This is a genomic window from Amycolatopsis sp. cmx-8-4 (assembly GCF_046548675.1).
Classification (GTDB): domain Bacteria; phylum Actinomycetota; class Actinomycetes; order Mycobacteriales; family Pseudonocardiaceae; genus Amycolatopsis.
Genome location: NZ_JAEBDZ010000026.1, coordinates 21,247 through 47,272 on the forward strand (window position 1 = coordinate 21,247; position 26,026 = coordinate 47,272).

23 protein-coding genes are annotated in these 26,026 nt (G+C 72.3%); 8 read left to right on the top strand and 15 right to left on the bottom strand.

Annotated features, from left to right (window positions below; translation table 11 throughout):
* The first annotated feature begins 43 nt into the window (after positions 1-43).
* Positions 44-823 (top strand): AraC family transcriptional regulator, encoded by a 780-nt coding sequence (locus ACLJQZ_RS37860; protein ID WP_410625217.1) that lies wholly within the window; start codon positions 44-46, stop codon positions 821-823.
* 64 nt (positions 824-887) lie between these two features.
* Complete coding sequence (locus ACLJQZ_RS37865; protein ID WP_410625219.1) at positions 888-1,481, top strand: HhH-GPD-type base excision DNA repair protein; 594 nt, start codon at positions 888-890, stop codon at positions 1,479-1,481.
* A gap of 48 nt (positions 1,482-1,529) precedes the next feature.
* Here the strand turns inward: ACLJQZ_RS37865 and ACLJQZ_RS37870 are convergent, their stop codons facing one another.
* A complete protein-coding gene (locus ACLJQZ_RS37870) occupies positions 1,530-2,708 on the bottom strand; it encodes an MFS transporter (protein ID WP_410625221.1) in 1,179 nt (392 codons plus the stop codon).
* 109 nt (positions 2,709-2,817) lie between these two features.
* Between ACLJQZ_RS37870 and ACLJQZ_RS37875 the strand changes: the two genes are divergently transcribed.
* Both ACLJQZ_RS37875 and ACLJQZ_RS37880 read left to right on the top strand, forming a co-directional pair.
* Positions 2,818-3,141, top strand: a complete 324-nt coding sequence (locus ACLJQZ_RS37875) for an ArsR/SmtB family transcription factor (protein ID WP_410625223.1) — start codon at positions 2,818-2,820, stop codon at positions 3,139-3,141.
* A gap of 197 nt (positions 3,142-3,338) precedes the next feature.
* Positions 3,339-4,526, top strand: a complete 1,188-nt coding sequence (locus tag ACLJQZ_RS37880) for an MFS transporter (RefSeq protein ID WP_247060714.1) — start codon at positions 3,339-3,341, stop codon at positions 4,524-4,526.
* Between the two features lie 108 nt (positions 4,527-4,634).
* Here the strand turns inward: ACLJQZ_RS37880 and ACLJQZ_RS37885 are convergent, their stop codons facing one another.
* Positions 4,635-4,958 carry a DUF3017 domain-containing protein gene (locus ACLJQZ_RS37885; protein WP_410625225.1) on the bottom strand — a complete coding sequence of 108 codons (324 nt, stop codon included), beginning with the start codon at positions 4,956-4,958 and terminating at the stop codon, positions 4,635-4,637.
* The gene (locus ACLJQZ_RS37890) at positions 4,955-5,812 is read right to left on the bottom strand and encodes a bifunctional methylenetetrahydrofolate dehydrogenase/methenyltetrahydrofolate cyclohydrolase (RefSeq protein ID WP_410625227.1); all 858 of its coding nucleotides are present in this window, start codon (positions 5,810-5,812) and stop codon (positions 4,955-4,957) included. The genes ACLJQZ_RS37885 and ACLJQZ_RS37890 overlap by 4 nt, the downstream gene beginning before the upstream one ends.
* Before the next feature lie 188 nt (positions 5,813-6,000).
* On the opposite strand from ACLJQZ_RS37890, the gene ACLJQZ_RS37895 reads away from it, so the two are divergent.
* Positions 6,001-8,850 (top strand): TNT domain-containing protein, encoded by a 2,850-nt coding sequence (locus ACLJQZ_RS37895; protein ID WP_410625229.1) that lies wholly within the window; start codon positions 6,001-6,003, stop codon positions 8,848-8,850.
* Between the two features lie 54 nt (positions 8,851-8,904).
* On the opposite strand, the gene ACLJQZ_RS37900 is transcribed toward ACLJQZ_RS37895, so the two are convergent.
* Together ACLJQZ_RS37900 and ACLJQZ_RS37905 are read right to left on the bottom strand one after the other, a co-directional pair.
* Positions 8,905-9,492, bottom strand: coding sequence for a pentapeptide repeat-containing protein (locus ACLJQZ_RS37900; protein WP_247060710.1), 588 nt, complete (start codon positions 9,490-9,492; stop codon positions 8,905-8,907).
* Positions 9,493-9,536: 44 nt separating this feature from the next.
* Positions 9,537-10,019, bottom strand: coding sequence for a VOC family protein (locus tag ACLJQZ_RS37905; RefSeq protein WP_326956011.1), 483 nt, complete (start codon positions 10,017-10,019; stop codon positions 9,537-9,539).
* 282 nt (positions 10,020-10,301) lie between these two features.
* On the opposite strand from ACLJQZ_RS37905, the gene ACLJQZ_RS37910 reads away from it, so the two are divergent.
* Positions 10,302-11,039: a class I SAM-dependent methyltransferase gene (locus ACLJQZ_RS37910; RefSeq protein ID WP_410625231.1), complete on the top strand. Its 738-nt coding sequence runs from the start codon at positions 10,302-10,304 to the stop codon at positions 11,037-11,039.
* Between the two features lies 1 nt (position 11,040).
* Here ACLJQZ_RS37910 and ACLJQZ_RS37915 read toward each other — a convergent pair whose 3' ends face one another.
* The 4 genes from ACLJQZ_RS37915 to ACLJQZ_RS37930 all read right to left on the bottom strand — a co-directional run bounded on the left by ACLJQZ_RS37915 (position 11,041) and on the right by ACLJQZ_RS37930 (position 17,808).
* Complete coding sequence (locus ACLJQZ_RS37915; RefSeq protein ID WP_410625233.1) at positions 11,041-14,361, bottom strand: error-prone DNA polymerase; 3,321 nt, start codon at positions 14,359-14,361, stop codon at positions 11,041-11,043.
* The gene (locus ACLJQZ_RS37920) at positions 14,362-14,886 is read right to left on the bottom strand and encodes a hypothetical protein (protein WP_410625235.1); all 525 of its coding nucleotides are present in this window, start codon (positions 14,884-14,886) and stop codon (positions 14,362-14,364) included.
* A 2-nt stretch (positions 14,887-14,888) separates the two neighbouring features.
* Positions 14,889-16,433, bottom strand: coding sequence for a DNA polymerase Y family protein (locus ACLJQZ_RS37925; protein WP_410625352.1), 1,545 nt, complete (start codon positions 16,431-16,433; stop codon positions 14,889-14,891).
* A 664-nt stretch (positions 16,434-17,097) separates the two neighbouring features.
* Positions 17,098-17,808, bottom strand: coding sequence for a hypothetical protein (locus tag ACLJQZ_RS37930; RefSeq protein WP_410625236.1), 711 nt, complete (start codon positions 17,806-17,808; stop codon positions 17,098-17,100).
* A gap of 319 nt (positions 17,809-18,127) precedes the next feature.
* Here ACLJQZ_RS37930 and ACLJQZ_RS37935 point away from each other — a divergent pair, with 319 nt between their 5' ends.
* Together ACLJQZ_RS37935 and ACLJQZ_RS37940 are read left to right on the top strand one after the other, a co-directional pair.
* On the top strand, positions 18,128-18,616 hold the full coding sequence (locus ACLJQZ_RS37935) for a GNAT family N-acetyltransferase (protein ID WP_410625238.1): 489 nt from the start codon (positions 18,128-18,130) through the stop codon (positions 18,614-18,616).
* A gap of 46 nt (positions 18,617-18,662) precedes the next feature.
* Positions 18,663-19,415: a hypothetical protein gene (locus tag ACLJQZ_RS37940; RefSeq protein WP_410625240.1), complete on the top strand. Its 753-nt coding sequence runs from the start codon at positions 18,663-18,665 to the stop codon at positions 19,413-19,415.
* A gap of 7 nt (positions 19,416-19,422) precedes the next feature.
* On the opposite strand, the gene ACLJQZ_RS37945 is transcribed toward ACLJQZ_RS37940, so the two are convergent.
* The 6 genes from ACLJQZ_RS37945 to sucD form a co-directional block, all read right to left on the bottom strand.
* On the bottom strand, positions 19,423-20,217 hold the full coding sequence (locus tag ACLJQZ_RS37945) for a hypothetical protein (RefSeq protein ID WP_410625241.1): 795 nt from the start codon (positions 20,215-20,217) through the stop codon (positions 19,423-19,425).
* Between the two features lie 27 nt (positions 20,218-20,244).
* Complete coding sequence (purH, locus tag ACLJQZ_RS37950) at positions 20,245-21,807, bottom strand: bifunctional phosphoribosylaminoimidazolecarboxamide formyltransferase/IMP cyclohydrolase (RefSeq protein ID WP_410625243.1); 1,563 nt, start codon at positions 21,805-21,807, stop codon at positions 20,245-20,247.
* Entirely contained in the window at positions 21,797-22,414 is a 618-nt protein-coding gene (purN, locus tag ACLJQZ_RS37955) for a phosphoribosylglycinamide formyltransferase (RefSeq protein ID WP_410625354.1), read from the bottom strand. The genes purH and purN overlap by 11 nt, the downstream gene beginning before the upstream one ends.
* Positions 22,415-22,492: 78 nt before the next feature.
* Complete coding sequence (locus ACLJQZ_RS37960) at positions 22,493-23,998, bottom strand: DUF6350 family protein (RefSeq protein WP_410625245.1); 1,506 nt, start codon at positions 23,996-23,998, stop codon at positions 22,493-22,495.
* A 146-nt stretch (positions 23,999-24,144) separates the two neighbouring features.
* On the bottom strand, positions 24,145-24,927 hold the full coding sequence (locus ACLJQZ_RS37965; protein ID WP_410625247.1) for a DUF5336 domain-containing protein: 783 nt from the start codon (positions 24,925-24,927) through the stop codon (positions 24,145-24,147).
* 207 nt (positions 24,928-25,134) lie between these two features.
* The gene (sucD, locus tag ACLJQZ_RS37970) at positions 25,135-26,025 is read right to left on the bottom strand and encodes a succinate--CoA ligase subunit alpha (RefSeq protein WP_410625248.1); all 891 of its coding nucleotides are present in this window, start codon (positions 26,023-26,025) and stop codon (positions 25,135-25,137) included.
* Between the last annotated feature and the right edge of the window lies 1 nt (position 26,026).

Here is a 26,026-nt window from a genome sequence, read left to right on the forward strand (position 1 = left end):
AGCGTCGCCCGCCGCCCACGCCCGCGTCTTGTACGTTCTTGACATGGAGGCGCGCGTCTCGGCTTGGCGGCCGGCGGTCCCGGGGATCGCCGAGGTCTTCCACGCGCGGTTCATCACCCACGCCTACCCGCTGCACACGCACGACACGTGGACGCTGCTGATCGTCGACGACGGCGTCATCCGCTACGACCTCGACCGCCACCACCACGGCGCGCTCGGCCCGGCGGTGACGCTGCTGCCGCCGAACGTCGCCCACGACGGGCGCGCCGCGACCAGCCACGGCTTCCGCAAGCGCGTGCTGTACCTGGACGCGTCGGTGCTGGGCGAGGACCTGATCGGTGCCGCGGTCGACCGCCCGAGCCTCGCCGACGGCCTGCTGCGCACCCGGATCCACCAGCTGCACGAGTCCCTGGCCGACGCGGGTGACGCCTTCGAAGCCGAAAGCCGGCTCGTGCTGGTGGCCGACCGGCTGCGCACCCACCTCGGGCAACCCGCGTCCCACGAACCGAAGCGCGGCCTCGCCGACGAACTGCGCGACCTGCTCGACGCGAAGCTGCCCGACGCGATGACGCTCGCGGAAGCGGCCGACACGCTCGGCGCGCACCCCGCGTACCTCGTGCGCTGCTTCGGCGCGCGGTTCGGCCTGCCGCCACACCGCTACCTGACCGGCCGCCGCGTCGACCGCGCGCGGCGGCTGCTGCTCGACGGCACCCCGGCCGCCGACGTCGCCGCGGCCGCCGGGTTCGCCGACCAGGCCCACCTGACGCGGCACTTCAAGCGCTACCTGGGCACGACGCCGGCGCGGTACTCGAAGACGCGCTGACCGGCCCGGGCGACCCCGCGCGACGGAGCACGTTCGGAGACGGCGCTTGTGTCAAAATGGCGACATGCTGCGTGAACTGCACCTGACCGGCGACCCCGCGGCCGACAAGCTGCTCAACGACGATCCCTTCGCCTTGCTCGTCGGCATGCTCCTGGACCAGCAGTACCCCATGGAGCACGCGTTCGCCGGCCCGCGGAAGATCGCCGACCGGATGGACGGCTTCGACATCGCCAAGATCGCCGCGACCGACGTCCAGACCTTCGTCGAGATGTGCGTCGTGCCGCCCGCCATCCACCGCTACGGCGGGTCGATGGCGCGCCGCGTCCACGCGCTCGCCGAGCACATCATCGAGAACTACGACGGCCGCACGGAAGGGCTCTGGACCGCCGGACGCCCGAAGCCCGACGGTCCCGAGGTCCTCAAGCGGCTGCGCGCGCTGCCCGGTTTCGGCGAGCAGAAAGCGAAGATCTTCCTCGCCCTCCTCGGCAAGCAGCGCGGTGTCGCGCCGAAGGGCTGGCGCGAAGCGGCCGGCGCCTACGGTGACCGCGGCTCCCACCGGTCCATCGCGGACGTCACCAACACCCAGACGCTCGCCCAGGTCCGCGCGTTCAAGAAGGCCGCCAAGGCCGCCGCGGCCGAACCCGTCTCACCCGCGTAACCACCACCGCGACGCACTGTCCGAAGTGGACCGACGCGGTCCCGTCGGCTAACCGACGGCGACCTCTTCGCGGCGTTCCCGGACCCGGCCCCACGCCCTGCTCACGAGCAGCAGCGCGACAAGCGTCAATGCGGCCGCGACCTCGGGCAGCACCAGCGGGCCGGCGGAGTCGAGGACCGCGCCGCCGACGACGCCCGACAGGCCGACGCCGAGGTAGATCGCGGACGCGTTGAGCGAGAGCACCAAGCCGGCGTGGCCCGGGGCCAGCTCGATCAGGCGGTGCTGCACCGGCGGGCTGAACGACCACGTCGCCACGCCCCACACGAACAGCGTGACGCCGGCCGCGATCGGCGTCGTCGTCGCGATCGGCAGCAGCGCCAGCACGACGGTGATCCCGGCCGTCACGACGAGCAGCGGCGTGCGTGAACCCCAGCGATCGGCTGCCCGGCCACCGGCGAAGTTGCCGACCGCCCCGCCGACGCCGTAGCAGAAGAGCAGCACCGTGACCGCCGTGCCGTGGACACCCGCGGTCGCGGCCAGCAGCGGCGACACGAACGTGTAGACCATGAACGCGGCGAGACAGCCGAGGACCGTCACGGCCAGCATGACGAGCACGCGCGGGTCGCGGCCGGCGGCGAACCGCTCGGCCAGGGTGACCCGCGGCGGCGCGGCGACCGACGGCAGCGCCAGCCGCACGGCCAGCGCACTCGCCAGGGAGAACGCGGCGACCAGCGCGAACGCCGTCCGGTAGCCGAGGTGCTGCGAAATGAGGCTGCCCAGCGGCACGCCGAAGATGAGCGCGACGGTCAGGCCGCCGAAAACGAGCGCGATCGCGCGGCCCCGGCGTTCGGGGCTGGTCAGCTCGGCCGCGACGGCACTGGCCGCCGGGGTGAACACCGCGGCACCGATCGCGGTCACCACCCGGGCGACCAGGAGCGTGCCGTAGCCGGGCGCGAGGGCGGCGAACAGGTTGCCGGCCGCGGTGACGACGAGCGCGGCGACGAGCAGCGTGCGGCGTTCCCAGGTGCCGGTGACGGCGGCGAACAGCGGCGAGCCGATCGCGTAGGCGATGGCGAACGCGGTCACGAGCTGCGCCGCGGCGGTGGCGGAGACGTGCAGCTCGCCGGTCAGCGCGGGCAGCAGCCCGGCGACGATGTAGCCGCTGGTCCCGACGCCGAACGCGCCGAAGGCGAGCACGGAGATCCTCGAGGACGAGGGTGCGGACATGGTGGAGCCCCCAAAGCGAAGCAGGCGATTGGTTCGACGAACGTCGTAGTTCGATGGTTACCGTACTACGCGGTGGCGACAATTTCGACCGGCGTCGTACTATGAACCCATGGCCAAGTCCGTCGCGCTGTCGCCGCTCGTCCACCCCGGGCAGGACGAGATGACCGTCGAGGGCACGCTCCGCGCGCTCGCCGACCCTGTGCGCCTGGCGATCGTCCGGCAGCTCGCGGCGTCGGAGCGCGAGGTCTCGTGCGGCGCACTGGCCGTCTCGGTGACGAAGTCCACACTCACGCACCACCTGGGCATCCTGCGTCAGGCCGGCGTCGTCGCCAGCCGCCAGGAAGGCACGACGCGGTTCAACTCGTTGCGCCGCAAGGATCTTGACGCCCTGTTCCCGGGCCTGCTCGACGGCGTGCTCGCGGCGCCTCGCTGACCCACGCGGGTCAGGTGTGGATCGTCACCCGATATCGGGATGACAACGACCCCCCTCATCGGTTGGACTGTCCGTAGGGCAGCTCACGGCGTCGGTGCCGGGTAGCTGTCTTCCTTTTTGCCCCCGGACTGAACCGATCCAGAAGACAATCCAAGATCACCCGGGTAATCGATTTCTCACCCCCTGGAAGGAGTGCCGTGCCCGTCGCGCTGCTCGCGCTCGCCATCGGAGCCTTCGGCATCGGGACCACCGAGTTCGTCATGATGGGCGTGCTGCCCCAGACGGCCGCCGACTTCGGCGTCGACATCCCGACCGCCGGCTACCTCATCTCCGGATACGCCCTCGGCGTCGTCGTCGGCGCCCCGCTGCTCACGGCAGCCGCGGTCCGATTGCCGCGCAAGACCATGCTGCTGGCCATGATGGGCCTGTTCACGCTGGGCAACGCCCTCTTCGCGCTCTCGCCGAACCAGGAGTTCGGCGTCGCGTTCCGGTTCCTCGCCGGGCTGCCCCACGGCGCGTTCTTCGGCGCCGGCGCGGTCGTCGCGTCCGGCCTCGTCGGCCCCGGCCAGCGCGCCAAAGCCGTCTCGATGATGTTCCTCGGGCTGACCCTGGCGAACGTCATCGGCGTGCCGCTGGGCACGCTGCTCGGCCAGCAGGTCGGCTGGCGCGCCACCTTCGGCGTCGTCGCCGTGATCGGGCTGGTCGCCGCGGCCGCCATCGCCAAGCTGGTGCCGCACCAGGGCAAGCCCGCCGAAGCGTCGCTGCGCACCGAGCTCAGCGCGTTCAAGCGGCCGCAGGTGCACCTGGCGCTGGCGATCGTCACGTTCGGGCTGGGCGGCGTGTTCGCCTGCCTGAGCTACATCACGCCGATGCTGACCGACGTCGCCGGCTACTCGCCGTCGAACGTCACGCTGCTGCTGTCCCTGGCCGGCGTCGGCATGACGATCGGCAACCTGCTCGGCGGCCGGCTGGCCGACAAGGCCCTGATGCCGGGCCTGTACGCCGCGCTGCTCGCGCTGGCCTGCGTGCTGGGCATCTTCACCATCACCGCGCAGGGCAAGGTCGGCGCCGCGATCACGATCTTCTTCGTCGGCGTCGCCGGGTTCATGATCGGCCCGATGATGCAGGCCCGGATCATGGAGAAGGCCGGCGGCACGCCGTCGCTGGTCTCGGCGGCGGTCCAGTCGGCGTTCAACATCGCCAATTCGATCGGGGCCTACCTCGGCGGCCTGGTCATCGCCGGCGGCCTCGGCCTGGTGGCGCCCAACTGGGTCGGCGCTCTCCTGGCCGTCTTCGGGCTGTCGCTGGCGATCGTCTCGGGCACTTTGGACCGTCGCGAAGCCCGCGTCGAACGACGTGAGCGCGAACTCGCGATGGCGTCCTGACCGGTCCCCATACGCCCCAATGTGGCGTTGGGTGCGCTGGACGCACCGAACGCCACATTGGGTGCGTCAGACGCACCCAACGCCACATTGGGGCGCTCGGGTGGCGTCCTAAGAGGAGCTGAGCGGGCCGCCGATGATCGTCAGCGCCACGAACAGGATCAAGGCGGCCAGGCCCACGTAGGTGACGATGTCGACGACCTTGCCGCGGATCGCCAGCAGCCCGGCCTTCTCCGTCGACAGCACCGCCCGCAGCACCGCGGCGACGAGGAGCGCGGCGCCGATCAGCGCCGCGCCCTCGCGCCAGTGGTACTGGAAGATCCGCAGGGCGGCGACCGCCACGACCACCAGGACCACCGCGAACGGCAGCTGGCTGAACCGCGCCTGCCGTGGCCGGCGGTCCCGCTGGTCCCGCCGGTCGTCGGTCATGGTCATCGGGCCTGGGCCGAGCGCTCCGCCGCCTCGACGACGTTGCTCACCAGCATCGCCCGGGTCATCGGGCCGACACCGCCGGGGTTCGGCGAGATCCAGGCCGCGACGTCGGCCACGTCCGGGTGAACATCGCCGGTGAGCTTGCCGTCCACGTGGGACACGCCGACGTCGAGCACCGCGGCGCCCGGGGCGACCATGTCCGGCGTGATGATCCCCGGCACGCCGGCCGCGGCGACCACGATGTCCGCGCGGCGGACCTCGGCCGCGAGATCGCGGGTGCCCGTGTGGCACAAGGTGACGGTGGCGTTCTCGCTGCGGCGGGTCAGCAGCAGGCCCAGCGTGCGGCCGACGGTGATGCCGCGGCCGACGACGGTGACGCGCGCGCCGTTCAGCTCGACGCCGTGGCGCTTGAGCAGCTCGATGATCCCGTACGGCGTGCACGGCAGGGCGCCGCGCTGGCCGAGCACCAGCCGGCCGAGGCTGACCGGGGCGAGGCCGTCGGCGTCCTTCTCCGGGTCGATGCGCTCGAGGACGCGGTTGGCGTCGAGGTGCTTCGGCAGCGGCAGCTGGACGATGTAGCCGTGACAGGCCGGGTCGGCGTTGAGGTCGTCGACGACGGCCTCGAGCTTCTCCTGGGTGATGTCGGCCGGCAGGTCGCGGCGGATCGAGTTGACGCCGATCTTGGCGCTGTCGGCGTGCTTCATCCGCACGTACGAGTGCGACCCCGGGTCGTCTCCCACCAGGACGGTGCCCAGGCCGACCGTCACCCCCTTCGCGGCCAGCGCCGCGACGCGCGGCTCGAGCTCCGCGAAAATGGCGTTCTTGGTGGCTTTGCCGTCGAGAATCTTCGCCGTCACAACGTCCATTCTGGCAAAGGGCCGCCCGCGCGTCGCTTCCAGGCGTACGCGGTCGCAGCCCGTAAACTCATCGCCACTCCCGGAGCGGCCCTCCGTGATCTTGTCCGCGACCAACCTGTGATCTATGGCACGTCGCATCACGCGAGGTCAGACCGTGTGCGGCTGACCCGTCGAGCGGCAAAACCCACATGCGGGGTGCACTCGCGCGCGCGAACAGTCAAAATGTCCCCGTGGCACAACCGACGACGCAGTTGAACGCGACGGAGCAGGACACCCTGGTCAAGCAGATCGGGCTGGCACTGCTGCGCGCCGCCCCCCGCGACTGGCGCAAGGTCAGCGCGGAGTACCGAGCCGTCGGGAGGTACCACGAGCTGACCGGCGAGATCGTCACCGAGGACGGCTCGGTGCACGAATGGCTCGCCACCCACGACATCGCGACCCTCTTCGGGCGGTTGCGCGGTGGGATGTACCGCGACGGCCGGGGTACCTGGTTCAACGCGCGGTACCAGCTGGACCACCCGTCCAGCTACAACCTCGAGTACAACCGCGACGAACCCGTGTGGAACCTCGCGCCGCCCCCACAGGCCTATTCGGACGAACTGCGCATGTTCCCCCGCACGGAGGAGAACGTGCCCGAGTGGCTGATCCGGCGGATGTCCGGGCTCGGCCCGGAGCAGCCGGGGCCGCACTTCCGGATCGCCCGGATCTTCGACACGATCGGCCCGGCCGGCCGCCCGGTGATCAACCGGCCCGACCTCGAGGTCGACGAGCAGGACCGGATGCTCGAGTACCTCGACCGGGCCCCTCTGGTCGTCACCGAGCGCGGTTACGACATCGACCGGCTGGCGCAGACGCCCGAGGCGACCGTCCCGGTCGCGTTCCACAGCGACGGCCAGTGGATCTGGCCCGCCGCCGTCAACTTCTACCTGCGCAAGTACGGCGTCTCGCCGGAGCCGGACCTGGTCGAGCACGTCCGCGCCGTCGGCTTCAAGCTGCCGCCGGTCGACGAGCCGACGCTGCAGGCCGCCGGGGCGTACCTGACCCGGGGCAACCCGCAGCAGCGTCCCGCCGGGCCGCCGCCGCAGGGGCCGCCCCCGCCGCAGCAACAGCAGGGACCGCCGCCGCAGCAGCAGGCCCCCGCGGGCCCGCCGCAGGCGGCCATGGCCGCGCAGGCTCCCCCGGCCCCGCCGGTGCCGCCCGTGACGCCGCCGCAGCAGCACCAGGAGCCGCCCGCGCAGGTCGAGCCGCCGCTCCTCACGCACGCGGCGGAGCCCGAGACCCCGGCCGAGGAGCACTACGAGGACGAGGCGTACCCCGCCGCGGGCGCACCGCAGCAGGAGTACACCGAAGAGGCCGGGTACGCCGAAGACGGCTACGACGACCAGGAGTTCGACGACCGCTTCGCCGAGGACGACCAGTACACCGAGGACGGTCACTACGAGCCGGCCGGGCACGCCGCCGGGTCGAACGGCACGACGCCGGAGCCCGGCCGGGTGCCGGACCTCGAGGAGACCGCGGAGTACGTCCCCGACCAGCCGATCGGGCACGAGGAGCCGGCGCACGACGGCGTCGCGTTCGACGCCGGTCAGCCGGAGCCGGAAGACCCGCACGGCTTCCCGCAGGGCCGCCACGACGAGGAGCCGGCCGCCGACGAACCGGCGCACGCCGCTTTCGAGCCGACTCAGGACGCCGCGGGGCGGACCGTCTTCCAGCCGCCGGTGCGGGACGACGACGGGTTCGACGACCACGTCTCCCACGACGACGAGGAGCCGGCGCGGTCCGCGTTCGAGCCCGGCCGGCCGCGGCGGGAGGACGAGCCTGCCCACGCGGCCGCGTTCGACCCCGGCCCGCCGACCATGATCACCCAGCCCGAGGTGCCCGGCGTGCTGCCGGTGCCGGAACCGCCGGCGCCCCAGCCGGCCGCCCAGGCGCCGGCTCAGGCCGAGCCCGCCGCCCCTCGCTCGGGCCGGCGCGCGCTGCGCCGCGAGACGCCGGATCACCCGGTGCTGGCCGGGCTGCAGTCCAAACTGGACGAACTGGACGTCCCGGAGAGCGGCTACAAGCTGGGCGAGCCCGCCGAGCACGGCTGGAGCGTCGAGCAGGTCGACGACGGCTGGCGCGTCGGCTGGTACGACGGCAAGCTCAGCAACCCCGCGGTGTTCGGCGACGCCGAGGACGCGGCCGCGTTCATGCTCGGCAAGCTGCTGCTCCACCCGGAGGGCCACGTGCCCGCCGAGGAGCCGCCCGCGCCGGAGCCCGAACCGGAGCCCGAGCCCGAGCCGGAACCCGCGCCGCAGCGGGTCGTCGCGACGCTGTCGCCGGAGATCGCGACCGGCTCGTACCCGGTCCGCAAGCCCGAGCCGGTGCCGCCGCAGGAGCAGACGGCGTTCACCAGCGCCGACGAGCTGTTCGGCGACCTCGAAGACGACGAGCCGCCGACGCCGGTGCGTCAGCCCGGCCCGCCTGCGCCGGTCGCCGCCGGCCCGGGTGGTCCGCCGCCGCTGGCGCAGCAGCAGGCCGGACCGCCGCCCGCGGCCCCGGCCCCGCCGCGCCGTGAGCCGCCGCAGGCCGCGCCGACGGTCCTGGCGCCGGTGCCCCAGGGCGCCCCGCTGGTCCCGCCCGGCCAGGGTCGTCCGGAGCCGGTCCGCCCGGCCGTCAACGGCGGTGGTGGCGGCGGTAACCAGCAGTGGCCGATCGGGCCGATGTCCGGGGAGCCGCCGCTGACGCTGTTCCGCGGCAAGGAGCTGCGCGAGCTGCCCGCGGGCAGCGAGCTGGACCGCTTCGGCGGCCCGAACGGCAACCTGACGTACGCGGCGGGCACGCCGTTCGCCGAGCGGTCGCTGGTGCCGGAGTGGATCAACCGCCCGTACCACGTCTACCGGGTGCAGCGGCCGCTGGAGACGCTCGCGGGCGTCGCGATCCCGTGGTTCAACCAGCCCGGCGGCGGGTCGGCGTACCTGCTCCCGGCGTCGATCGAGGAACTGGTCGCCGACGGCGCCCTGCTCGAGCTCGACCCGGGCGAACCGCCGATCGACTGAGTAAGCGCGTGAACCGGCGGCGAGCACCCTGTGCTCGCCGCCGGTTTTCTTCGTCTAGCGGACGATCAGGCCGTGCGCGGCGGCGAAGGAGACCGCGGTCTCCATGTCGACCTGCGCGCCCCGGAGATCGGCCTGCACCAGGGCGTTCGCGTCGAGCCGCGCGCCGCGCAGGTCCGCGCCGTCGAGCTTCGCGCCCTGCAGGCGGGCGCCCGTCAGGTCGCTGCCGCGCAGGTCGGCGCCGGTGAGGTCGGCCTCCATCAGGTTGGCTTCGCGCAGCCGCAGCCCGGACAGCCCGAGCCGGCGCAGCCGCGCCTTCGCCAGCGACGCCAGCGAGAGGTCGCACTCGGTGAGCGCGATCCCGCCGAAGCCGCTGTCGCCGAACGACGAACCCAGCAGCGAGCACGACGACCAGCGGCTGTCGACGAGCACCGTCCGGTCGAACGTGCACGAGCGGAACGCCGACGCCTCGTGCCGCGAGCGCGACAGGTCGGCCCGGCTGAAGTCGCAGTCGTCGAACGTGCAGCCACGGGTCTGCAGCCCGCTCAGGTCCGCCCCGGTGAAGTCGCAGCCGGTGAACCGGCGCTTTTCCCACCACTGGCCGGACAACCCCGCTTCGCGGTAGTCCTCTCCGGTTTCCAGCACGGCCCCAGGGTGCCACACCGCCGTCGCCGCACCGCAACCGTCCACTATGGACGGCGGCTGACCAGGTCCGCGCCCTGGACGTAGTTCATCGCCGCGACGTACTCGGGCAGCTGTGCGCGTCGCATCATCTCGGCTTCGTCCAGGTTCTCCAGCCGGGTCTGGATCCACCAGAGGTTGCCGAACGGGTCGCGCACGCGGCCGACGCGGTCGCCGAAGAACAGCTCGGTCTGCCGCGTCACCTCGGTCGCGCCCGCTTCCAGGGCCTTCCGCTGCGTCTCTTCGCTGTCCGGGACGTACAGGCGCAGGTACGCCGGGGTCTCCGGCCAGTCGTCCGCGGCGTCGAAGGCCATCACGACCGCGTCGCCGATGCGGACCTCAGCGTGCCCGATCTTCCCGTCCTCGCCGACGACCCGGCCGAGCTCTTCGGCGTCGAAGGCGTGCTTCAGGAAGTCGAGCAGGCCGGCGGTGTCGCGGCCGATGATCCACGGGGTGACCGTCGTGTAGCCGTCGGGAACGGGGTTGACCATGGTGCCTCCATCTCGGGTGTGCGACCGAAGCTAACGGCGAAATAGGACGGATCCTGACCGCTGCATAGTGGCGTCACGGCCGGCGCGTCGCTGCGGCTGCGGGTCCCGGCCTCGGCGTCCCGCGTCGGCGCGCGGCTCCGGTGCGGCGCCGCGGGCGCTGTGCTCGGCACGCCGATGGCGGACCTGCCCGCGGGCGCGACCCGGCCGAGCTGACCGCGCGGCGGATCGGCCTGGCGCCGAAAACCGGGTGAGTTCCCCGCCGCCGGTCATTACCGTGACGATGTGCCTGATCACGCCTTCGCCGACACCGGCCTCGCCGCGCTGTACGACGCCTTGAACCCGCGGGAGAGCTCCGGCGACTTCGAGTTCTACCTGCCGATGATCATGGCCGCGGAGTCGGTGCTGGACGTCGGCTGCGGCACCGGCTCGCTGCTGCACTGGGCGCGCGAATCCGGCCACGCCGGACGGCTGGTCGGGCTCGACCCGGCCGAAGGCATGCTCGCGCAGGCCCGCCGCCGCGACGACGTCGAATGGGTGCTCGGCGATTTGTCGACCGCGCGCTGGGACAGCGAGTTCGACTTCGCCGTGATGACCGGGCACGCGTTCCAGGTGCTGCTGACCGACGACGAGCTGCGGACGACGTTCGCCGCGATCCACCGCGCGCTGACCCCTGGCGGCCGCTTCGGGTTCGACACGCGCAACCCCGCGCGCCGCGCCTGGGAACGGTGGACGCCGGACAACGTCTGGGAAACCACCGCCGCCGACGGCACGAAGGTGCGTTCGTGGAACGACGCCGGGCCGTTCGAGGACGGCCGCGTCACCTTCAAGACGACGTTCGAAAGCCCGAGCTGGGCCGCGCCGCGGTTCAGCGAGTCCACGCTGCGTTTCCTCGATGTGCCAACGCTTTCCGCCTTCGTGGAGGAGGCCGGCCTGGTCGTCGACGAGCAGTATGGCTACTGGGACCGCACGCCGGTGACGGACGCGAGCCCGGAGATCGTCACGATCGTCCGCCGCGCCTGACTCACTGGAAGTCGCGCGACTTCGCCTTGATCCGCATCGGCAGCGCCTCGACGCGGTCGGCGAGCACGCTGATCACGCCGTCGGCCTTCTCGACCACGCCGCGGATCAGCAGCGCCGAGCTGCCGCGCGCGACGCGGTGGTAGCGCTGCCACAGGCCGAGCGTGCAGATCACGTTGACCATCCCCGTCTCGTCCTCGATGTTGAGGAACGTGATCCCGCCCGCCGTCGCCGGACGCTGCCGGTGGGTGACCGCGCCGCCGATCAGCACCCGAGCGCCGTCGTCGTGGTCGGCCAGGCGGGCCGCCGGGACGACGCCGAGCGCGTCGAGGCGGTCGCGGATGAACTCGGTCGGGTAGCTGCCCGGCGAGACCCCGGTGGCCCAGACGTCCGCGGCCGCGACGTCGAGACCGTCCATCCCGGGCAACGTCGGGGCCTGCGCGCTGATCAGGCCCGGCAGCTTCTCCGCGCGTTCACCGGCGACCGCGCCCGCGGTCCACAACGCCTGCCGCCGGTCGCCGCCGAAGCTCTCGAACGCCCCCGCCGTGGCCAGCGCCTCGATCTGCGGCGTGGTGAGCCGGACGCGGCGGGCGACGTCGGCCATGTCCGTGTAGCCGCCCGTTTCGCGTTCGGCCACGATCTTCTTCGCCAGCTCCTCGCCGATCAGCCGGATCGTGCTCAGCCCGGTGCGCACGGCGTGTAGCTTTCCCTTGTCCGGCAGTGCTTCCAGTGTCGCGTGCGGCAGGCTGCGATTGATGTCCGGGCCGTGCACGATGACGCCGTGGCGGCGCGCGTCGGCGACCAGCGACTGCGGTGAGTAGAAGCCCATCGGCTGCGCGCGCAGCAGGCCCGCCAGGAACGCGTCCGGGTGGTAGAGCTTGAAGTAGGCACTGGAGAACACCAGGTGCGCGAAGCTCAGCGCGTGACTCTCGGGGAAGCCGAAGTTCGCGAACGCCTTGAGCTTCAGGAAGATCTTCTTCGCGAGCTCCTCTTCGACGCCGTTCGCGGCCGCGCCTTCGAGGAACCGCTGCCGCAGCCGGTCCATCTTGCTCTCGGAGCGTTTCGAGCCCATCGCGTGCCGCAGCTGGTCGGCCTCCGCCGCGGTGAAGTTCGCGACGTCCAGCGCGATCTGCATCATCTGCTCCTGGAACAGCGGCACGCCCTTGGTCTTGTGCAGCGCCTTTTCCAGCAGCGGGTGGTCGTAGGTCCAGGTCTCCTTGCCCTGCTTGCGGCGGATGTACGGGTGCACCGAGCCGCCCTGGATCGGCCCGGGCCGGATCAACGCCACCTCGACGGCGAGGTCGTAGAACTCGTCGGGCTTCAGGCGCGGCAGCGTCGCCAGCTGCGCCCGGCTCTCGACCTGGAAGACGCCGACCGCGTCGGCGCGGCACAGCATCTCGTAGACCTTCTGGTCGGTGAGGTCCAGCTCGGCGAGGTCGATCTTGTCGTCCTTGTACTCGTCGACGAGGTCGAGCATGTAGTGCAGCGCCGAGAGCATGCCCAGGCCGAGCAGGTCGAACTTGACCAGGCCGGCGGCGGCGCAGTCCTCCTTCTCCCACTGGATCACGCTGCGGTCGGCCATCCGCGCCCACTCGACCGGCACGACCTGGCTGACCGGTTCCTGGCACATGACCATCCCGCCGGAGTGGATGCCGAGGTGACGCGGGAAGTCCTCGAGCGCGAACGCGAGCTGCACGACCTCGTCCGGGATGTCGTGGTCGTGGTCCTTTTCGGTGTCGCGCAACGATCCCCAGCGGTCGATCTGCTTGCTCCAGGCGTCCTGCTGGCCGGGCGAGTACCCGAGCGCCCGCGCGGCGTCCCGGACCGCGGACCGGGCGCGGTAGGTGATGACGTTCGCGACCTGCGCGGTGTTGAGCCGGCCGTGTTTCGCGAAGACGTACTGGATGGCCTCTTCGCGCCGGTCGGACTCGATGTCGAGGTCGATGTCCGGGTAGCCGTCGCGGTCCGGGGCGAGGAAGCGTTCGAAGAGCAGTTCGTAGGCGACGGAGTCGACCTTGGTGATGCCGAGCGCGTAGCAGACGGCCGAGTTCGCGGCCGAACCCCGGCCCTGGCAGAGGATGTCGTGCTCGCGGCAGAACCGCACGATGTCCCAGACGATCAGGAAGTACCCGGGAAAGCCGAGTTCTTCGATGATGGCGAGTTCGTGCTTGATCTGCGCTTTCGCTTTGGCCTCGTGGTCCTTGCCGCCGAAGCGTTCTTCCGCACCCGCTTTCGTGAGTTCGCGCAGGTAGGTCGTCTCGGTGTGGCCGTCGGGGACGTCGAACGGGGGCAGCTTGGGCGCGAGGAGCTTCAGCGGGAACGCGCATTCGATGCCCAGCAACGCCGAACGCCGTACCGCGCCGGGATAACGCCGGAACATCACGTCCATCTCCGCGCCCGAGCGGAGGAAGGCCGCGCCGCCGGTGGGCAGCCAGCCTTCGAGGTCGTCGATCGCCCGCCGGGCCCGGATCGCGGCGAGCGCGTCGGCCAGCCGGGCCCGCTCGGGCCGGGCGTAGTGCGCGGCGGTGGTGGCGACGGTCGGCAGCCCGAATTCTTTCGCCAGTTCGCTCAGCAGATCGTTGTGCGTGCTGTCGAGCGGCTGGCGGTGGTCGGTGAGCTCGACGTAGACGTTGTCGCGGCCGAACCTCTCGACGAGGTCTTTCAGGCTTTCGGCGGCGGCCGCCGGGCCGTGCGTGACGAGGGCCGAGCGCACCGCGCCCTTGCGGCAACCGGTGAGCACCACGCACTGCCCGGCGACCTCCTCGGCGACCGCGTCGAGGTCGTAGACGGGCCGGCCCTTCTCGGCCTTGGCGCTCCGGCCGTCGAACCCGGACAACTGCCCGGCGGTGATGGCGCGGCAGAGTGCCCGGTACCCCTGATCACCGCGGGCCAGCAGCAGGAGGTGCTCACCTTCGGGGTCGGCGACGCCGTTCTGCGGACCGTGCAGCCCGAAGCTGAGTTCGGTGCCGAAGACGGTGTTCACGCCGAGTTCCCGCGCGGCCTCGGCAAAGCGCACGACGCCGTACATGCCGTCGTGATCGGTGAGGGCGATGGCGTCGAGCCCGAGCCGAGCGGCCTCCTCGACGAGTTCTTCGGGATGGCTGGCGCCGTCGAGAAAGCTGAAGTTGGAGTGGCAGTGCAGCTCGGCGTAGGGCACCCGGACGGCCTCGCCGCCGTCGTCGGTGCTGCGTCCGGGCAGGTCGTCCGGACGCTGGTAGCCCTCGCGATGCCGGCTCCAGGCGGGGCTGTCGCCGTGGTCGCCGTGCTCACCGTTCAGCCGCCTCGCGTGATCCTTCCAGGGGACGGGCGGGTTGTTCCACCCCATCTAGCGGCTCCGGTTCCCGGGATCGTCGTTGTCGTTGTCCCGCTTGGAGGGACGGTTACGTTCCCGAACCGCGTCAAGCTCCTGACGGCGGCTTCGCTCGATGGCATCGTCGAGTTCTCTCCACGGCCGCTGGTCGTCAAGCGGACGCCGGCGGCTTGGTTCCTCGGCCTGGGTGTCGGGGTCGAGCAGGGGCCAGCGCGGCTCCTCGGGCTCGGCCACGCGATCGCCGATCTCCGCACGCTCCGCCGCTTTCCGGCGATGCCAGTTGGAGGGATGGTTCCAACGGCTCCGCTCCTCCGCCGCACTCCGGCTCTCCTGATCAGTTCGCTCTTCGGCTTCCCCCAGGTTCTCCGGGTCACGCGGCAGCGCCAGGCCGCCTTGCTCCTTCGTCTCGGTCCGGCGACGGTTCTCGTCGGACAGCCGGGGCAGCGGAATCGCCACGTCGTCGGAGTCCGGGCGGGGCCACGGCGTCCCCGGGTCGGCGCGCAACCAGTCGCGCAGCAGGCGTGCGTAGTCCTCGTCCATGCTCAGTCGTACACTCCTTCAACCGTCCACAAAGGATTCTCGGTGCCCGCGCAGTGCACCAGCACCGCTTCGGGTGGCTCATCCGGTCCGGCCGCGAGCAGCAGCTGGAGCCGCGCCCGCTGCGGACCCGGCCGCCGGCGGTCGCCCGCGAGCGGCCACGGGCCGGCCCAGCCCACGACGTCCCGCTGCGCACCGCCGGCGACGCTCAGCCGCCGCGGCGGCGCGGTGACCCACTCGCGCGCGGTGATCCCGACGGCGCGGCCTTCGGCGTCGAAGACCTGGGCGGGGACCGGCCGGTCGAGGACGGTCGCCGGGGAGGGCGCGGGAAGTCGTCCCGGCCAGGTGGCGCCGGCCGGCGTCGGCCGCTCGCGCGGGTCGCCCCACGGCACGAGCCGGAGCCGGGCCGCCGGGTCGCGGCCGCCGTCGAGCAGCGGGGTGAGCACGCCTTCGGGGCCGAGCAGGCCCTGGACCCGCACGAACGCCCGCGCCGCGCGTTCGTTGTCCTCCGCCAGACTGCCTTCGCCGCCCAGCTCGAGCTGCAGCGACCGCCCCTCGACGGTCTCCTCGGGCTCCAGCCGCAGCCGCACCACGCCGGACTTCGGCCGGTGCCCGGGCCGCAGCCAGCCTTCGAACTGCCAGCGCACGCGATCGGCGACCCCGGCGGGCGTCAGCGGTTCCGCGCAGCGCCACACCCGGCCGAGTTGTTCGCCGTCTTCGGTGACCGCGTGGATGCCGAGCCGGGTGCAGGCGAGCCCGTTGCCCGCCAGGCCGGCGCAGAACCGCGTCGCGAGGCCCTTCGCGAGGAACGCCGCGACGTCCACCCGCTCGATGACGGGGTCGAACTCCTCGGTGAGCGTCAGCTCGGGCGGTGGACGTCGCCGCAGCGGCGGACGTTCCGAGCGGCCCCGGGCCAGCCGGTGGGCGAGCAGTCCATCGGCACCGAACCGGTTGACGACGTCACGTTCCGGCAAGGCCGCGAACGCCCCGAGCGTCCGCAACCCGAGCCGGCGCAGCAGATCGACCAGCTCCGCGCGGTCGTCGAGCTCGGCGATGGGCAGCGGCGCGAGGAACTCGGCCACCCGCCCGGGTTCGACGAACTCGCCGTGCCGCGCGGCGAGCGTCGCGGCGAAAAGCCCCTCGGCGACGCCGACCTGGCACTCCACACCCGCGGCGGCGGACACCTCGTCGACGAGCCGTTCGACGAGCGCGTGTTCACCCCCGAAGTACCCCGCGGCCCCGGCGACCGGCACGGCCACGAGCCCGGGACGCACCACCTCCACGCCGACGACCAGCGCCTCGACAGCCCGCGCGACGGTCTCGAACAACCGGGCGTCCCGCCCGTCATCGCTCCCGAAGACGGCCAAGCCGGGACACCGCGACTGAGCCTCCCGCCGTCGCATCCCCCGCCGCACCCCATCCCGCCGCGCGACGGCGGTGCAGGCGACAACCCGGTTGGCGGTGAAGACGGCAGCAGGCCGGGTAACGGCGACACCGCCCACAGCCGCCGCGGCGACCGCAGGCCAGTCCGGGCACCACAGGACGAGCATCCGGGTAGGGAGGTCGGAGGCATTCCGTTGCGTGGGGACGGTCATCCGACCTCCCCCAGCCGGCGACACACGACGGCGCCCCGAAGCGCACTGGCGGCGACCTCCGGCATCCGGGCACGACCGCCGAGGACCTCGGGTGCCGTGTGATTGGCGGGTCGACACGTGTGATCGACGAGCCGACTCGCGTGCTTGAAGGGACGACACGCGTACCTGGAGGGTCGGCCCGCGCACCCGGAAGGTCGGCTCACGTGCCTGGAGGGTCGGCTCGCGCACCCAGACAGTCGCCTCGCGTACCTAGACAGCCGGCTCGCCCACCTGGAAGGTCGGCTCACGCACCCAGACAGTCGGCTCACGCACCCAGACAGTCGGCTCACGCACCTGGAGGGTCGGCTCGCGTGCCTGGAGGGTCGGCTCGCGAACTCGGGCGGTCGGCTCACGTACCCGGAGGGTCGGCTCACGCACCCAGACGGCCGGCTCGCGTACCTGGAGGGTCGGCTCACGCACCCAGACAGTCGGCTCGCGTGCCTGGAGGGTCGGCTCACGTGCCTGGAGGGTCGGCTCGCGAACTCGGGCGGTCGGCTCACGCACCGCGCCTGTCGGCTTGCGTGTGTGAGTGGGCGGGGTTTGGTGGGGCGCGTGCGTCGTGTGTCTACTTTGGACTGGGTCATGCTGTTTCCTCGCGTAGCGAGGTGACTGTGCCGAGCCGGGGTGTGGAGATCGGGTCCGCGGAGCCGGTGGGGGTGGGGAGGTCGACGTGCGCCGAGACCGGGCGGGCCGCCGCGCCGCGGCCTCTTGCCCGGACCTGTGCCCGGCGGTGGCGGAGGTGGCCGTAGCCGTCCTCCAGGCCTGACCAGGTGTCCAGGCGGCACGACAGCTCGACGTCCGCGGCCGGCCACGCGCCGAACGGCAGCAGGACCGCGCCGCGGTGGCGCGCACGCGCCGACAGCCGCCGCGCCACGGCCGGCTGGATCGTCGACGTCGATGTCACCACCAGGTCTACTCCATCGAGCAAGGCCGCGACCACCGCCGGCAGCTCCGGGCCCGGCCGCGGGACCACCGCCACCCGGCCGAGGTCCACGCCATATTCGGCCGCCGCCGCGAGACCCAGTGACGGCAGGCCGACCACCGCCGCCCACGATCCGGCGGCGGTGGCTTCGGCCAGCAGGGCGAGGAGCAGTGAACTCGCCCCGTGGACCGCCACGGTGGTTCCACGCCGGAGGCCGGCGTCGGGCAGCAACCCGGCCAGCGCCGGGACGACCGGGAGCACCCTTCCCGTCGCCCGCGCCTGGCCGGCCTGGGCCGCGACCCGGCTCGCCGTGCTGACCCCGGGCAGGGCCGCCAGCCGGGCCACCGGCGGCTCCACCACAGCGGTCACCGCACGCACCTCCCCACCAACGGACCAGAAACGACGGCCGCGCCTCTCCCAAAACACGACCGGCGGCCCTGGCACGCCGCGGGGAAGGCGGCGGATCCATGTCGAACACCTGTTCGACATATTCAGTCAACCGCGAACGTCCACCCCTGTCAAGTCACCCACAAGTGGGTAGCGACGGCCCCAAGGAAGAGGAGCGAAAGTCACCGTGCTCAACGACTCCGGCAAAGCCCGGGCCCGCCAGGCCGGAGACGAGCCGGGGGTCACCCCGCCGCCGTAATGAAGTTGCCCGCGTCCCGGCCGCGTCGTTAGACAGACCGCCGTGGACATCACCGAAGCCCGGCCCGACGACTGCCCCGAACTGCTGGTCCTGCAGCGCTGCTGCTGGGTCCAGGAGGCGATCCTCAACGGCACCCTCGACATCCCCGCGCTGCACGAGACCCTCGAAGACCTACGCGACTGGACGAAGAAGTGGTCGGTGTGGACGCTGCGGGACGGCCATCGCCTGGTCGGCGCGGTTCGCGCCCGGCTCGACGGCGACCGCTGGGAGCTCGGCCGGCTGATGGTCGCCCCCGACCTCGCCGGCCGCGGGCTGGGCCGGCGGCTGCTCGAACACGCCGAGGCCTGCGCGCCCGCGGAGGCGCGCACGTTCGTGCTGTTCACCGGGGCTCGCAGCGTCCGGAACATCCGGCTGTACGAGCGGGCCGGCTACCGGCTCACCGACGTCCCGGACGTGCCGGGCCACATCCCGGGCGCCGTCCATCTCGAAAAGGACGTCACAGAGCGCGAAAAGCCCGGTCCGCCCGCCTGACGCTGCGGGGTCGGCTAGATTCCCCGGTGGACTTCCGGGGGTGGCGATGACGAAGAGACCGATCCTGTGGGCGGCCGGGGTGCTGGTCGTGGCGGGCGCGGTGCTGGCCGTCGTGCTCGCGTCCGGCGGCAGCGGCCTGCCCGGCGCGAAGGCCGCGGCCCCTGGCCCGACGACCATCGGCCCGGAGTGGCGCTCGTTCCGCGCCGACGTCACCGGTATCCGCCCCGGTCCCGACCCGTTCAGCCTGTTCGTCCAGGTCGCGCTGCCCGGCCCGGACCCCGGCTGCGTCCGGGAGCCGCGGATCGAGCAGGTCACCGAGGCCAAGACCGACATCCGCGCCGACGTCGTCTACTCGACGCGGCCCGCGGCGGGCGGCTGCGAGGACAAGGTGCCCGCCGAGCTGCGGCTGGCCACGACCGGGCCGGTCGCGAACCGCACGGTGATCCTCAACGCCGACAACGGCAACGCCTGGCACAAGCTCGGCGCCGGCTGGGGTCACTGCGCCCCGCAGGGCACCTGCGCGCCGCCCGCCGACCACTGCGACCCCGCGTGGATCGGCGCGGCGGTGTCCGCGACGGGCGCCGAGAGCAGCGGCGCCACCCGCGCCTGCGACTCGAACTGGCTGGTCCTCGACCTGCTGACGCACCAGACCGACCCGCCGTCCCGCACGGCCTTCCGCTGGAGCGACGCCGGCTGGACGGCGTTCGCGCAGGCGAAGTCCGCGGGCTGCGCGGAGATCCGGGCGGCCGACCCGAAATTCCCGGCGGCGCTCTGCAAGGCGCTGCCGGCGCCCGCGTGAGCCGCTCCTAGCGCGGCAGCTTCTTGACGACTTCAGCGCCGACGGCCTTCACGGCGTCGTCGGCTTCCTGCTGGGGAATCGGCGAGTTCGAGAAGAACCCCTTGTCCCAGCCGGTCACCTCGACCGTGAAGACGTTCGTCCCCTTGAGCACGTGCAGTTCGGCGCCGCTGAACGCGCTTTGGGTGATCAGGCGGACCAGCGCCGCCTTGTCGCCGAGGCCGCGCACCTCGATCGGCGGCGTCTCCGGCTTGTACGGCATGAAGTTGTTCTTGGCCTGCTGCAGAGCGCCCTCGCCGGAGTACTCGACGATCCGGACGTTCAGGGTGGCGTCGCGGACGTTCTCGTCGGGCCCCGGCTTGAAGCCGCAGCCGATCTGCTTGAAGCCCGCCAGGTCGCCGGCCGACCCCGGGTTGCTGCCGGCGAAGCTCGGGAACCCGGCCTTCTCCAGCGCCTGCGCCGGGACCTGGCACTCGCCGGGCACCGGCGACGACACCGGGGCCGCGCCGGTGCTCTCGTAATAGTCGCTCGCGACGATGCCGAGCGGGATCCCGGCGCCGAGCAGCACCACGACACCGCCGACGACGCCGAGGATCAGCCCGGTCTTCTTTTTCTTCGGAGGCGGCGGCTGCTGCATCGGAGCGCCGTACCCGGGCGGCGGATAACCGGGCTGCTGCTGCTGGGGATATCCCTGCTGCGGATACCCCGGCGGCGGGTAGCCCTGCTGGGGTGGGTACCCGGGCTGCTGCTGTGGCCGGCCCGGGTACCCCGGCTGACCCTGACCGTACTGCGGTGGTTGCTGCATCGAGCCCTCCCTCTCGAAGCGCGCGGGTCAGTGCGCGAAGTGGCGCGTCCCCGTCAGGTACATCGTGACGCCCGCCTTCTCCGCGGCCGCGATCACCTCGGGGTCGCGGACCGAGCCACCGGGCTGCACGATCGCCCGGACGCCCGCCTCGACCAGCACTTCCAGGCCGTCGGGGAACGGGAAGAACGCGTCCGACGCGCCGACCGAGCCCTTGGCCCGGTCACCCGCGCGCGAGACGGCCAGCCGCGACGAGTCGACGCGGTTGACCTGGCCCATGCCGACGCCGACGGTCGCGCCGTCGGCGGCCAGCAGGATCGCGTTCGACTTCACCGCGCGCAGCGAACGCCACGCGAACTCGAGGTCGCGCAGCGTCTGCTCGTCGGCTGCCGTGCCGGTGGCCAGCGTCCACGACGCCGGGTCGTCGCCCGGCGCGTCGATCGCGTCGACGGTCTGCACCAGGACGCCACCGGAGATCGGGCGGAACTCGATCGGCGACGGCCGGTCGATCGCCGGCAGCTTGAGCAGCCGGATGTTCTTCTTGCGCTGCAGGATCTCCAGCGCTTCGGCGTCGAAGTCCGGCGCGAGCACGACCTCGGTGAAGACCTCGGCGATCTGCTCGGCGGCCTCGCGGCTGACCGGCCGGTTCGTCGCGATGACGCCGCCGTAGGCCGAAACCGGGTCGCACGCGTGCGCCTTGCGGTGCGCCTCGGCGATGTCGGTGCCGACCGCGATACCGCACGGGTTGGCGTGCTTGATGATCGCGACGGCGGGTTCGGCGAAGTCGAACGCGGCGCGGCGCGCGGCGTCGGTGTCGACGAAGTTGTTGTAGGACATGGCCTTGCCGTGCAGCTGCTCGGCGTGCGCCAGGCCCGGGGCCTGGCTCTTGTACAGCGCGGCCCGCTGGTGCGGGTTCTCGCCGTAGCGCAGGACGTCGGCGCGTTCCCAGGTGGCGCCGGTGAAGTCCGGGAAGCCGGAGTCGTCCGCAGGCGCGTAGACGTTCGCGAACCACGACGCGACGGCCGTGTCGTAGGCGGCGGTGTGCGCGTACGCCTGGGCCGCGAGCCGCTTGCGGTCGCCGAAGTCGAAACCGCCGTCGGCGACGCGCTCGAGCACCCAGCCGTAGCGGGCCGGGTCGACGACGACCGCGACGCTGCCGTGGTTCTTCGCCGCCGCGCGGACCATCGCCGGACCGCCGATGTCGATGTTCTCGACGCAGTCCTCGGGGCTCGCGCCGGACGCGACGGTCTGCGTGAACGGGTACAGGTTCACGACCAGCAGGTCGAACGCCGCGATCCCGAGCTTTTCCAGCTGCGCGACGTGGTCGGCGTTGCCCTGGTCGGCGAGCAGCCCGGCGTGCACGTTCGGGTGCAGCGTCTTGACGCGGCCGTTCAGCGACTCCGGGAACCCGGTGACCTGCTCGACCGGCGTGACCGGGACACCCGCGTCGGCGATGGCCTTCGCCGTGCCGCCGGTGGACACGATCTCGACACGGGCCGCGTGCAGGCCGGCCGCGAGGTCCAGGAGGCCGGCCTTGTCCGAGACGCCGATCAGCGCCCGGCGGACCGGCCGCCGTCCCAGGTCAGTGCTCACGAAATGTCACCTTTCGTCCGTCCACGGTGCAGCCACCGCGGCCGAGTCGCTCGATCGTTTCCACCAGCAGCCTGCGTTCGACGGCCTTGATCCGTTCGTGCAGGACGTCTTCGTCGTCGTCGTTCTCCACGACGACCGCCTCCTGGGCGATGATCGGCCCGGTGTCGACACCGGCGTCCGCGAAGTGCACGGTCGAGCCGGTGACCTTCACGCCGGCCGTGAGCGCGTCGCGGACCGCGTGCATCCCGGGGAACGACGGGAGCAGCGCCGGGTGCGTGTTGAGCACCGTGAACCGGCCGAGGAATTCCTCGCCGAGGATCTTCATGAACCCGGCCGAGACGACCAGGTCGGGCTGGTAGGCGGCGACGGCCTCGGCCAGCGCCTTGTCCCAGGCGGCGCGGTCGGGGTGGTCGGCGACGCGGACCGTGAACGACGGGATGCTCAGGCGTTCCGCGCGGGCCAGCGCCTCGATGCCGGTGCGGTCGGCGCCGACGGCGACGACCTTGGCCGGGAAGCCCGACCGCCCGGCGGCGTCCAGCAGCGCCTGCAGGAGGGTGCCGGAGCCCGACGCGAGCACGACGAGCTTCACCGGAGTGGGCAGCTCCAACCGTTGAGACAGAGCAGGCTCCTTGCCGTCGGCGGTGCGCAGCCAGGGCGCACGGCGCTTCACCAGGTCGCGTCAACCCTAACGGTCGGCCTCGCCCGGCTCGACGTCGCCGCAGGTCTCGGTGCCTCCGGTCACAGCCTCGTCGGGCTCGGCGGCACTTTCACGTGAAAGTGCCGGGTCCTCGAAGGCGTCACCTTCAGGTGAAAGTGCCGGGTCTTCGAGGCCGAGTTCGGCGTCCGCCTCGGCGTCGAACTCCGTGTCCTCGTCGGGCTCTTCCTCTTCGAAAGGCTCTTCGGACTCTTCGGACTCTTCGAAGTCTTCGAGCGCTTCGGCTGCTTCGTCGGCGTCGACGTCTTCGGCGTCCTCGAAGGCTTCGTTGGCTTCGAGGGCCTCCGGCGACGCGGGCGGCTCGTGCTCGCCCGCGAAGAACGCCGTGAACGCGCCCGGGATGACGATCCAGCAGAACGCGACCACCGAGGCGACCCCGACCGGCACGTTCACCGGGTCGAACGGGCCGTCGCCGAGCCGGCCGCCGGACAGCGTGCCCAGCAGGACGCAGCCGAGCGCGACCACCGCGCCGGCGACCGCGACCGTGCGGATGCGCTGGGCCGGGTCGGCGTCGACCTTGCGCAGCGACCAGCCGACCAGCACGCCGGTCGCGGCCGGCAGCACCAGCAGGGCCGGCCACCAGGCGCTCGAGTGCTCGGGCAGCCCGCCGAGGATCGGGACGCCGGGCACGGCGCCGCCGTGGTAGCCGAACATCCCGACGTTCAGGCCGCCGATCGAGAACCCCGGGCCGGTGACGAACGACAGCGACGCCGTCACGGCGTTCGGCAGGTACAGCACGGAAAGCAGGAAGAGCCCGAAGCTGTTGCCGAGCCCGGGCTCGTACATGTCGGCCACGGTCGACCAGGACGCCGCGGTCGCGACGGTGAAGACCGCGGCCCCGCAGGCCAGCAGCACCGCGAGGCCCAGGGCGCCGGCCCGGATCCCGCGCAGCGCCATCGGGTCGACGCGGTCGGCGACGAAGTCCGGCAGCCCGCAGGCCGCGGTGATGCCCACGGCCGAGGCCACGGCGGCGAGCAGCCCGGGCACGGCGCAGGCGACCAGTGGGTTCGCCGTCACCGGCGAGCCCTGCGCGCAGAACGCGATGACGAGCCCGAACACCGCGTGCGCCGCGGTGACCGCGACGAACACCGGCAGCGCTTCACGCGGCGAGCGGCAGCCCAGCCGCTGGGTGGCGCCGGACGCCGTCCGCGCGGCCAGCGCGACCGCGCCGAGGGTCGGCAGCAGCGGCAGCAGGCCGAGCGGGTGCCCGCCGATGCCGAGGCGCACCTGGTGCGCGGCGAGCCAGCCCGGCGCCGCGGCCAGCAGGACGCCGAAACCCGAGAAGACGGTGCGTTCGGCGGTGAGCGTGACGAGGGTCAGCACGGTGGCGACGACGGCGTAGCCGGTGACCAGCGGGCCCAGCGCGGCCGCGAGCAACACCCGCACCCGCGCCGCGCCGGTGGGGTCGACGTCGGCTTCGAAGTCGCTCACCGGCTCTTCGCGGGGGTCGCGGGTGAGCAGGTCCATGATCCGCACCCTGACATCCTGGCTGGTCCGTACGGGTGAGCCACGCCGCCTCCGACCTGCGTGGCGAAGCTAACCCACCCGGTCGGGTAACCCCGGAGTGCAAAACACCCGCTGTGACACGGAGTGTCACAGCGGGTGTTTTCACGCGGTCGGCGTCAGCTCGACTTGCCGAATCCCCCGGGCGGCGTGCCCGGGTTGTCGGACGGCGGCTGCTGGAAGAACTGGCCCTGCATCGGGGCGTACGTCGTGGCCTGCGGCGGCGGGTTGGTCGACGGCGGGTTCGGCGAGCCGTACTGGCCCGGCTGCGCGAACGGCGCCGAGGGCTCCCCCGTCGAACCGGCCGGGCCCGGCTGCTGCTGGCCGTACTGGGGCCCGCCCTGGGGGCCGCCCTGGCCGAACTGCTGTCCGCCCGGCTGGCCGTACTGGCCACCGTAGGACGGCGCGGCGGGCTTCGGCGCCGGCGGCTTGAGCACGTCGTGCTCGATGAGCAGCGCGCCGACCGCGCCGACCATCTGCAGGATCGCCAGGATCAGGACGACGATGACGAGGCCCGGCGTGTTCTGCAGCGAGACCAGCGTGTCCAGGACCTCGAGGGTGCCGAGGACGCTGAACAACGCGGCGAACGGCAGGGTCCGCGGGCCCTTCGGCAGGGCGTGCATCGCGGCGAGCAGGCCGCCGGCCAGCAGGAACGTCGTGCCGAGCCCGAGATCGGCGTTGTCGGAGAAGCCCAGGAAGTACTGGACGAGGCCGAGGACCGCGACGATGAGCGCGAGCAGCAGCGGCAGGTTCTGCGGCAGGCCCGCGAGGCCCGACGGCGCCTGGTGCGAGTGCTGCGGCTGGTGCTGTTGCTGCTGGAAGCCACCGGGGGGCGGGGGTCCGGGGGGCTGCTGGCCGCCACCCTGCTGGGGGTAGCCAGGCCCACCGCTGGGGAAGGTCATCGGGATGCACTCCTGTCGGTTCGACCGGCACTCCGGGGCACGATGGCGCCCGGGAAAGACGAGGCGGCTTGTGTGCGCAGAACGCTAGCGCACTCGCAGGCCACCAGCCCATCAGACGCGTGAATACCTCAGGAGGTTTCGTCTTGAAACCAGGAAAGGCCGGGCACCTTGTGGGTGCCCGGCCTCACCAGGAGCTATCCCTCGGAATCAGCCGAGGTTGTTGTACAGCTCACGCGCCAGGACGGCGGTCTCGCTCGGGGTCTTCCCGACCTTGACGCCGGCGGCCTCGAGGGCCTCCTTCTTGGCGGCGGCCGTGCCGGAGGAACCGGAGACGATGGCGCCCGCGTGGCCCATCGTCTTGCCCTCGGGCGCGGTGAAGCCCGCGACGTAACCGACGACCGGCTTCGTCACGTTGTCCTTGATGTAGGCCGCGGCGCGCTCTTCGGCGTCGCCACCGATCTCGCCGATCATCACGATGACCTTGGTCTCGGGGTCCGCCTCGAACGCCTCGAGGGCGTCGATGTGGGTGGTGCCGATGATGGGGTCACCGCCGATGCCGACCGCGGTGGAGAAGCCGATGTCCCGCAGCTCGTACATCATCTGGTAGGTCAGCGTGCCGGACTTCGACACGAGGCCGATCTGGCCCGGGCCCGAGATGTCGGCCGGGATGATGCCGGCGTTCGACTTGCCGGGGCTGATCACGCCCGGGCAGTTCGGCCCGATGATCCGGGTCGTGCCGCCCTTGGCGACCGCGTGCGCCCAGAAGTAGGCCGAGTCGTGCACCGGGATGCCCTCGGTGATCACCACGGCGAGCGGGATCTCGGCGTCGATCGCCTCGACGACCGCGTCCTTGGCGAACTTCGGCGGCACGAAGATGACCGACACGTCGGCGCCGGTCTCCTTGATGGCCTCTTCGACCGTGCCGAAGACCTTGAGGTCCTTGCCCTCGATGGTGACGGTCTGGCCGGCCTTGCGGGCGTTGACGCCGCCCACGATGTCCGTGCCGGACTTCAGCATCTTGGTGGCGTGCTTCATGCCCTCGGAGCCGGTGAGCCCCTGGACGATGACCTTGCTGTTCTCGTTGATGAAGATCGACATC

Coding starts and splice junctions, on each gene's coding strand:
- ACLJQZ_RS37925 (WP_410625352.1), bottom strand. CDS start 16,433: ATGCTCGTCCTGTGGTGCCCGGACTGGCCTGCGGTCGCCGCGGCGGCT.
- ACLJQZ_RS37915 (WP_410625233.1), bottom strand. CDS start 14,361: ATGGGGTGGAACAACCCGCCCGTCCCCTGGAAGGATCACGCGAGGCGG.
- ACLJQZ_RS37860 (WP_410625217.1), top strand. CDS start 44: ATGGAGGCGCGCGTCTCGGCTTGGCGGCCGGCGGTCCCGGGGATCGCC.
- ACLJQZ_RS37920 (WP_410625235.1), bottom strand. CDS start 14,886: ATGGACGAGGACTACGCACGCCTGCTGCGCGACTGGTTGCGCGCCGAC.
- ACLJQZ_RS37965 (WP_410625247.1), bottom strand. CDS start 24,927: ATGACCTTCCCCAGCGGTGGGCCTGGCTACCCCCAGCAGGGTGGCGGC.
- ACLJQZ_RS37870 (WP_410625221.1), bottom strand. CDS start 2,708: ATGTCCGCACCCTCGTCCTCGAGGATCTCCGTGCTCGCCTTCGGCGCG.
- ACLJQZ_RS37885 (WP_410625225.1), bottom strand. CDS start 4,958: ATGACCATGACCGACGACCGGCGGGACCAGCGGGACCGCCGGCCACGG.
- ACLJQZ_RS37895 (WP_410625229.1), top strand. CDS start 6,001: ATGCGGGGTGCACTCGCGCGCGCGAACAGTCAAAATGTCCCCGTGGCA.
- ACLJQZ_RS37875 (WP_410625223.1), top strand. CDS start 2,818: ATGGCCAAGTCCGTCGCGCTGTCGCCGCTCGTCCACCCCGGGCAGGAC.
- sucD (WP_410625248.1), bottom strand. CDS start 26,025: ATGTCGATCTTCATCAACGAGAACAGCAAGGTCATCGTCCAGGGGCTC.
- ACLJQZ_RS37945 (WP_410625241.1), bottom strand. CDS start 20,217: ATGCAGCAACCACCGCAGTACGGTCAGGGTCAGCCGGGGTACCCGGGC.
- ACLJQZ_RS37865 (WP_410625219.1), top strand. CDS start 888: ATGCTGCGTGAACTGCACCTGACCGGCGACCCCGCGGCCGACAAGCTG.
- ACLJQZ_RS37905 (WP_326956011.1), bottom strand. CDS start 10,019: ATGGTCAACCCCGTTCCCGACGGCTACACGACGGTCACCCCGTGGATC.
- ACLJQZ_RS37940 (WP_410625240.1), top strand. CDS start 18,663: ATGACGAAGAGACCGATCCTGTGGGCGGCCGGGGTGCTGGTCGTGGCG.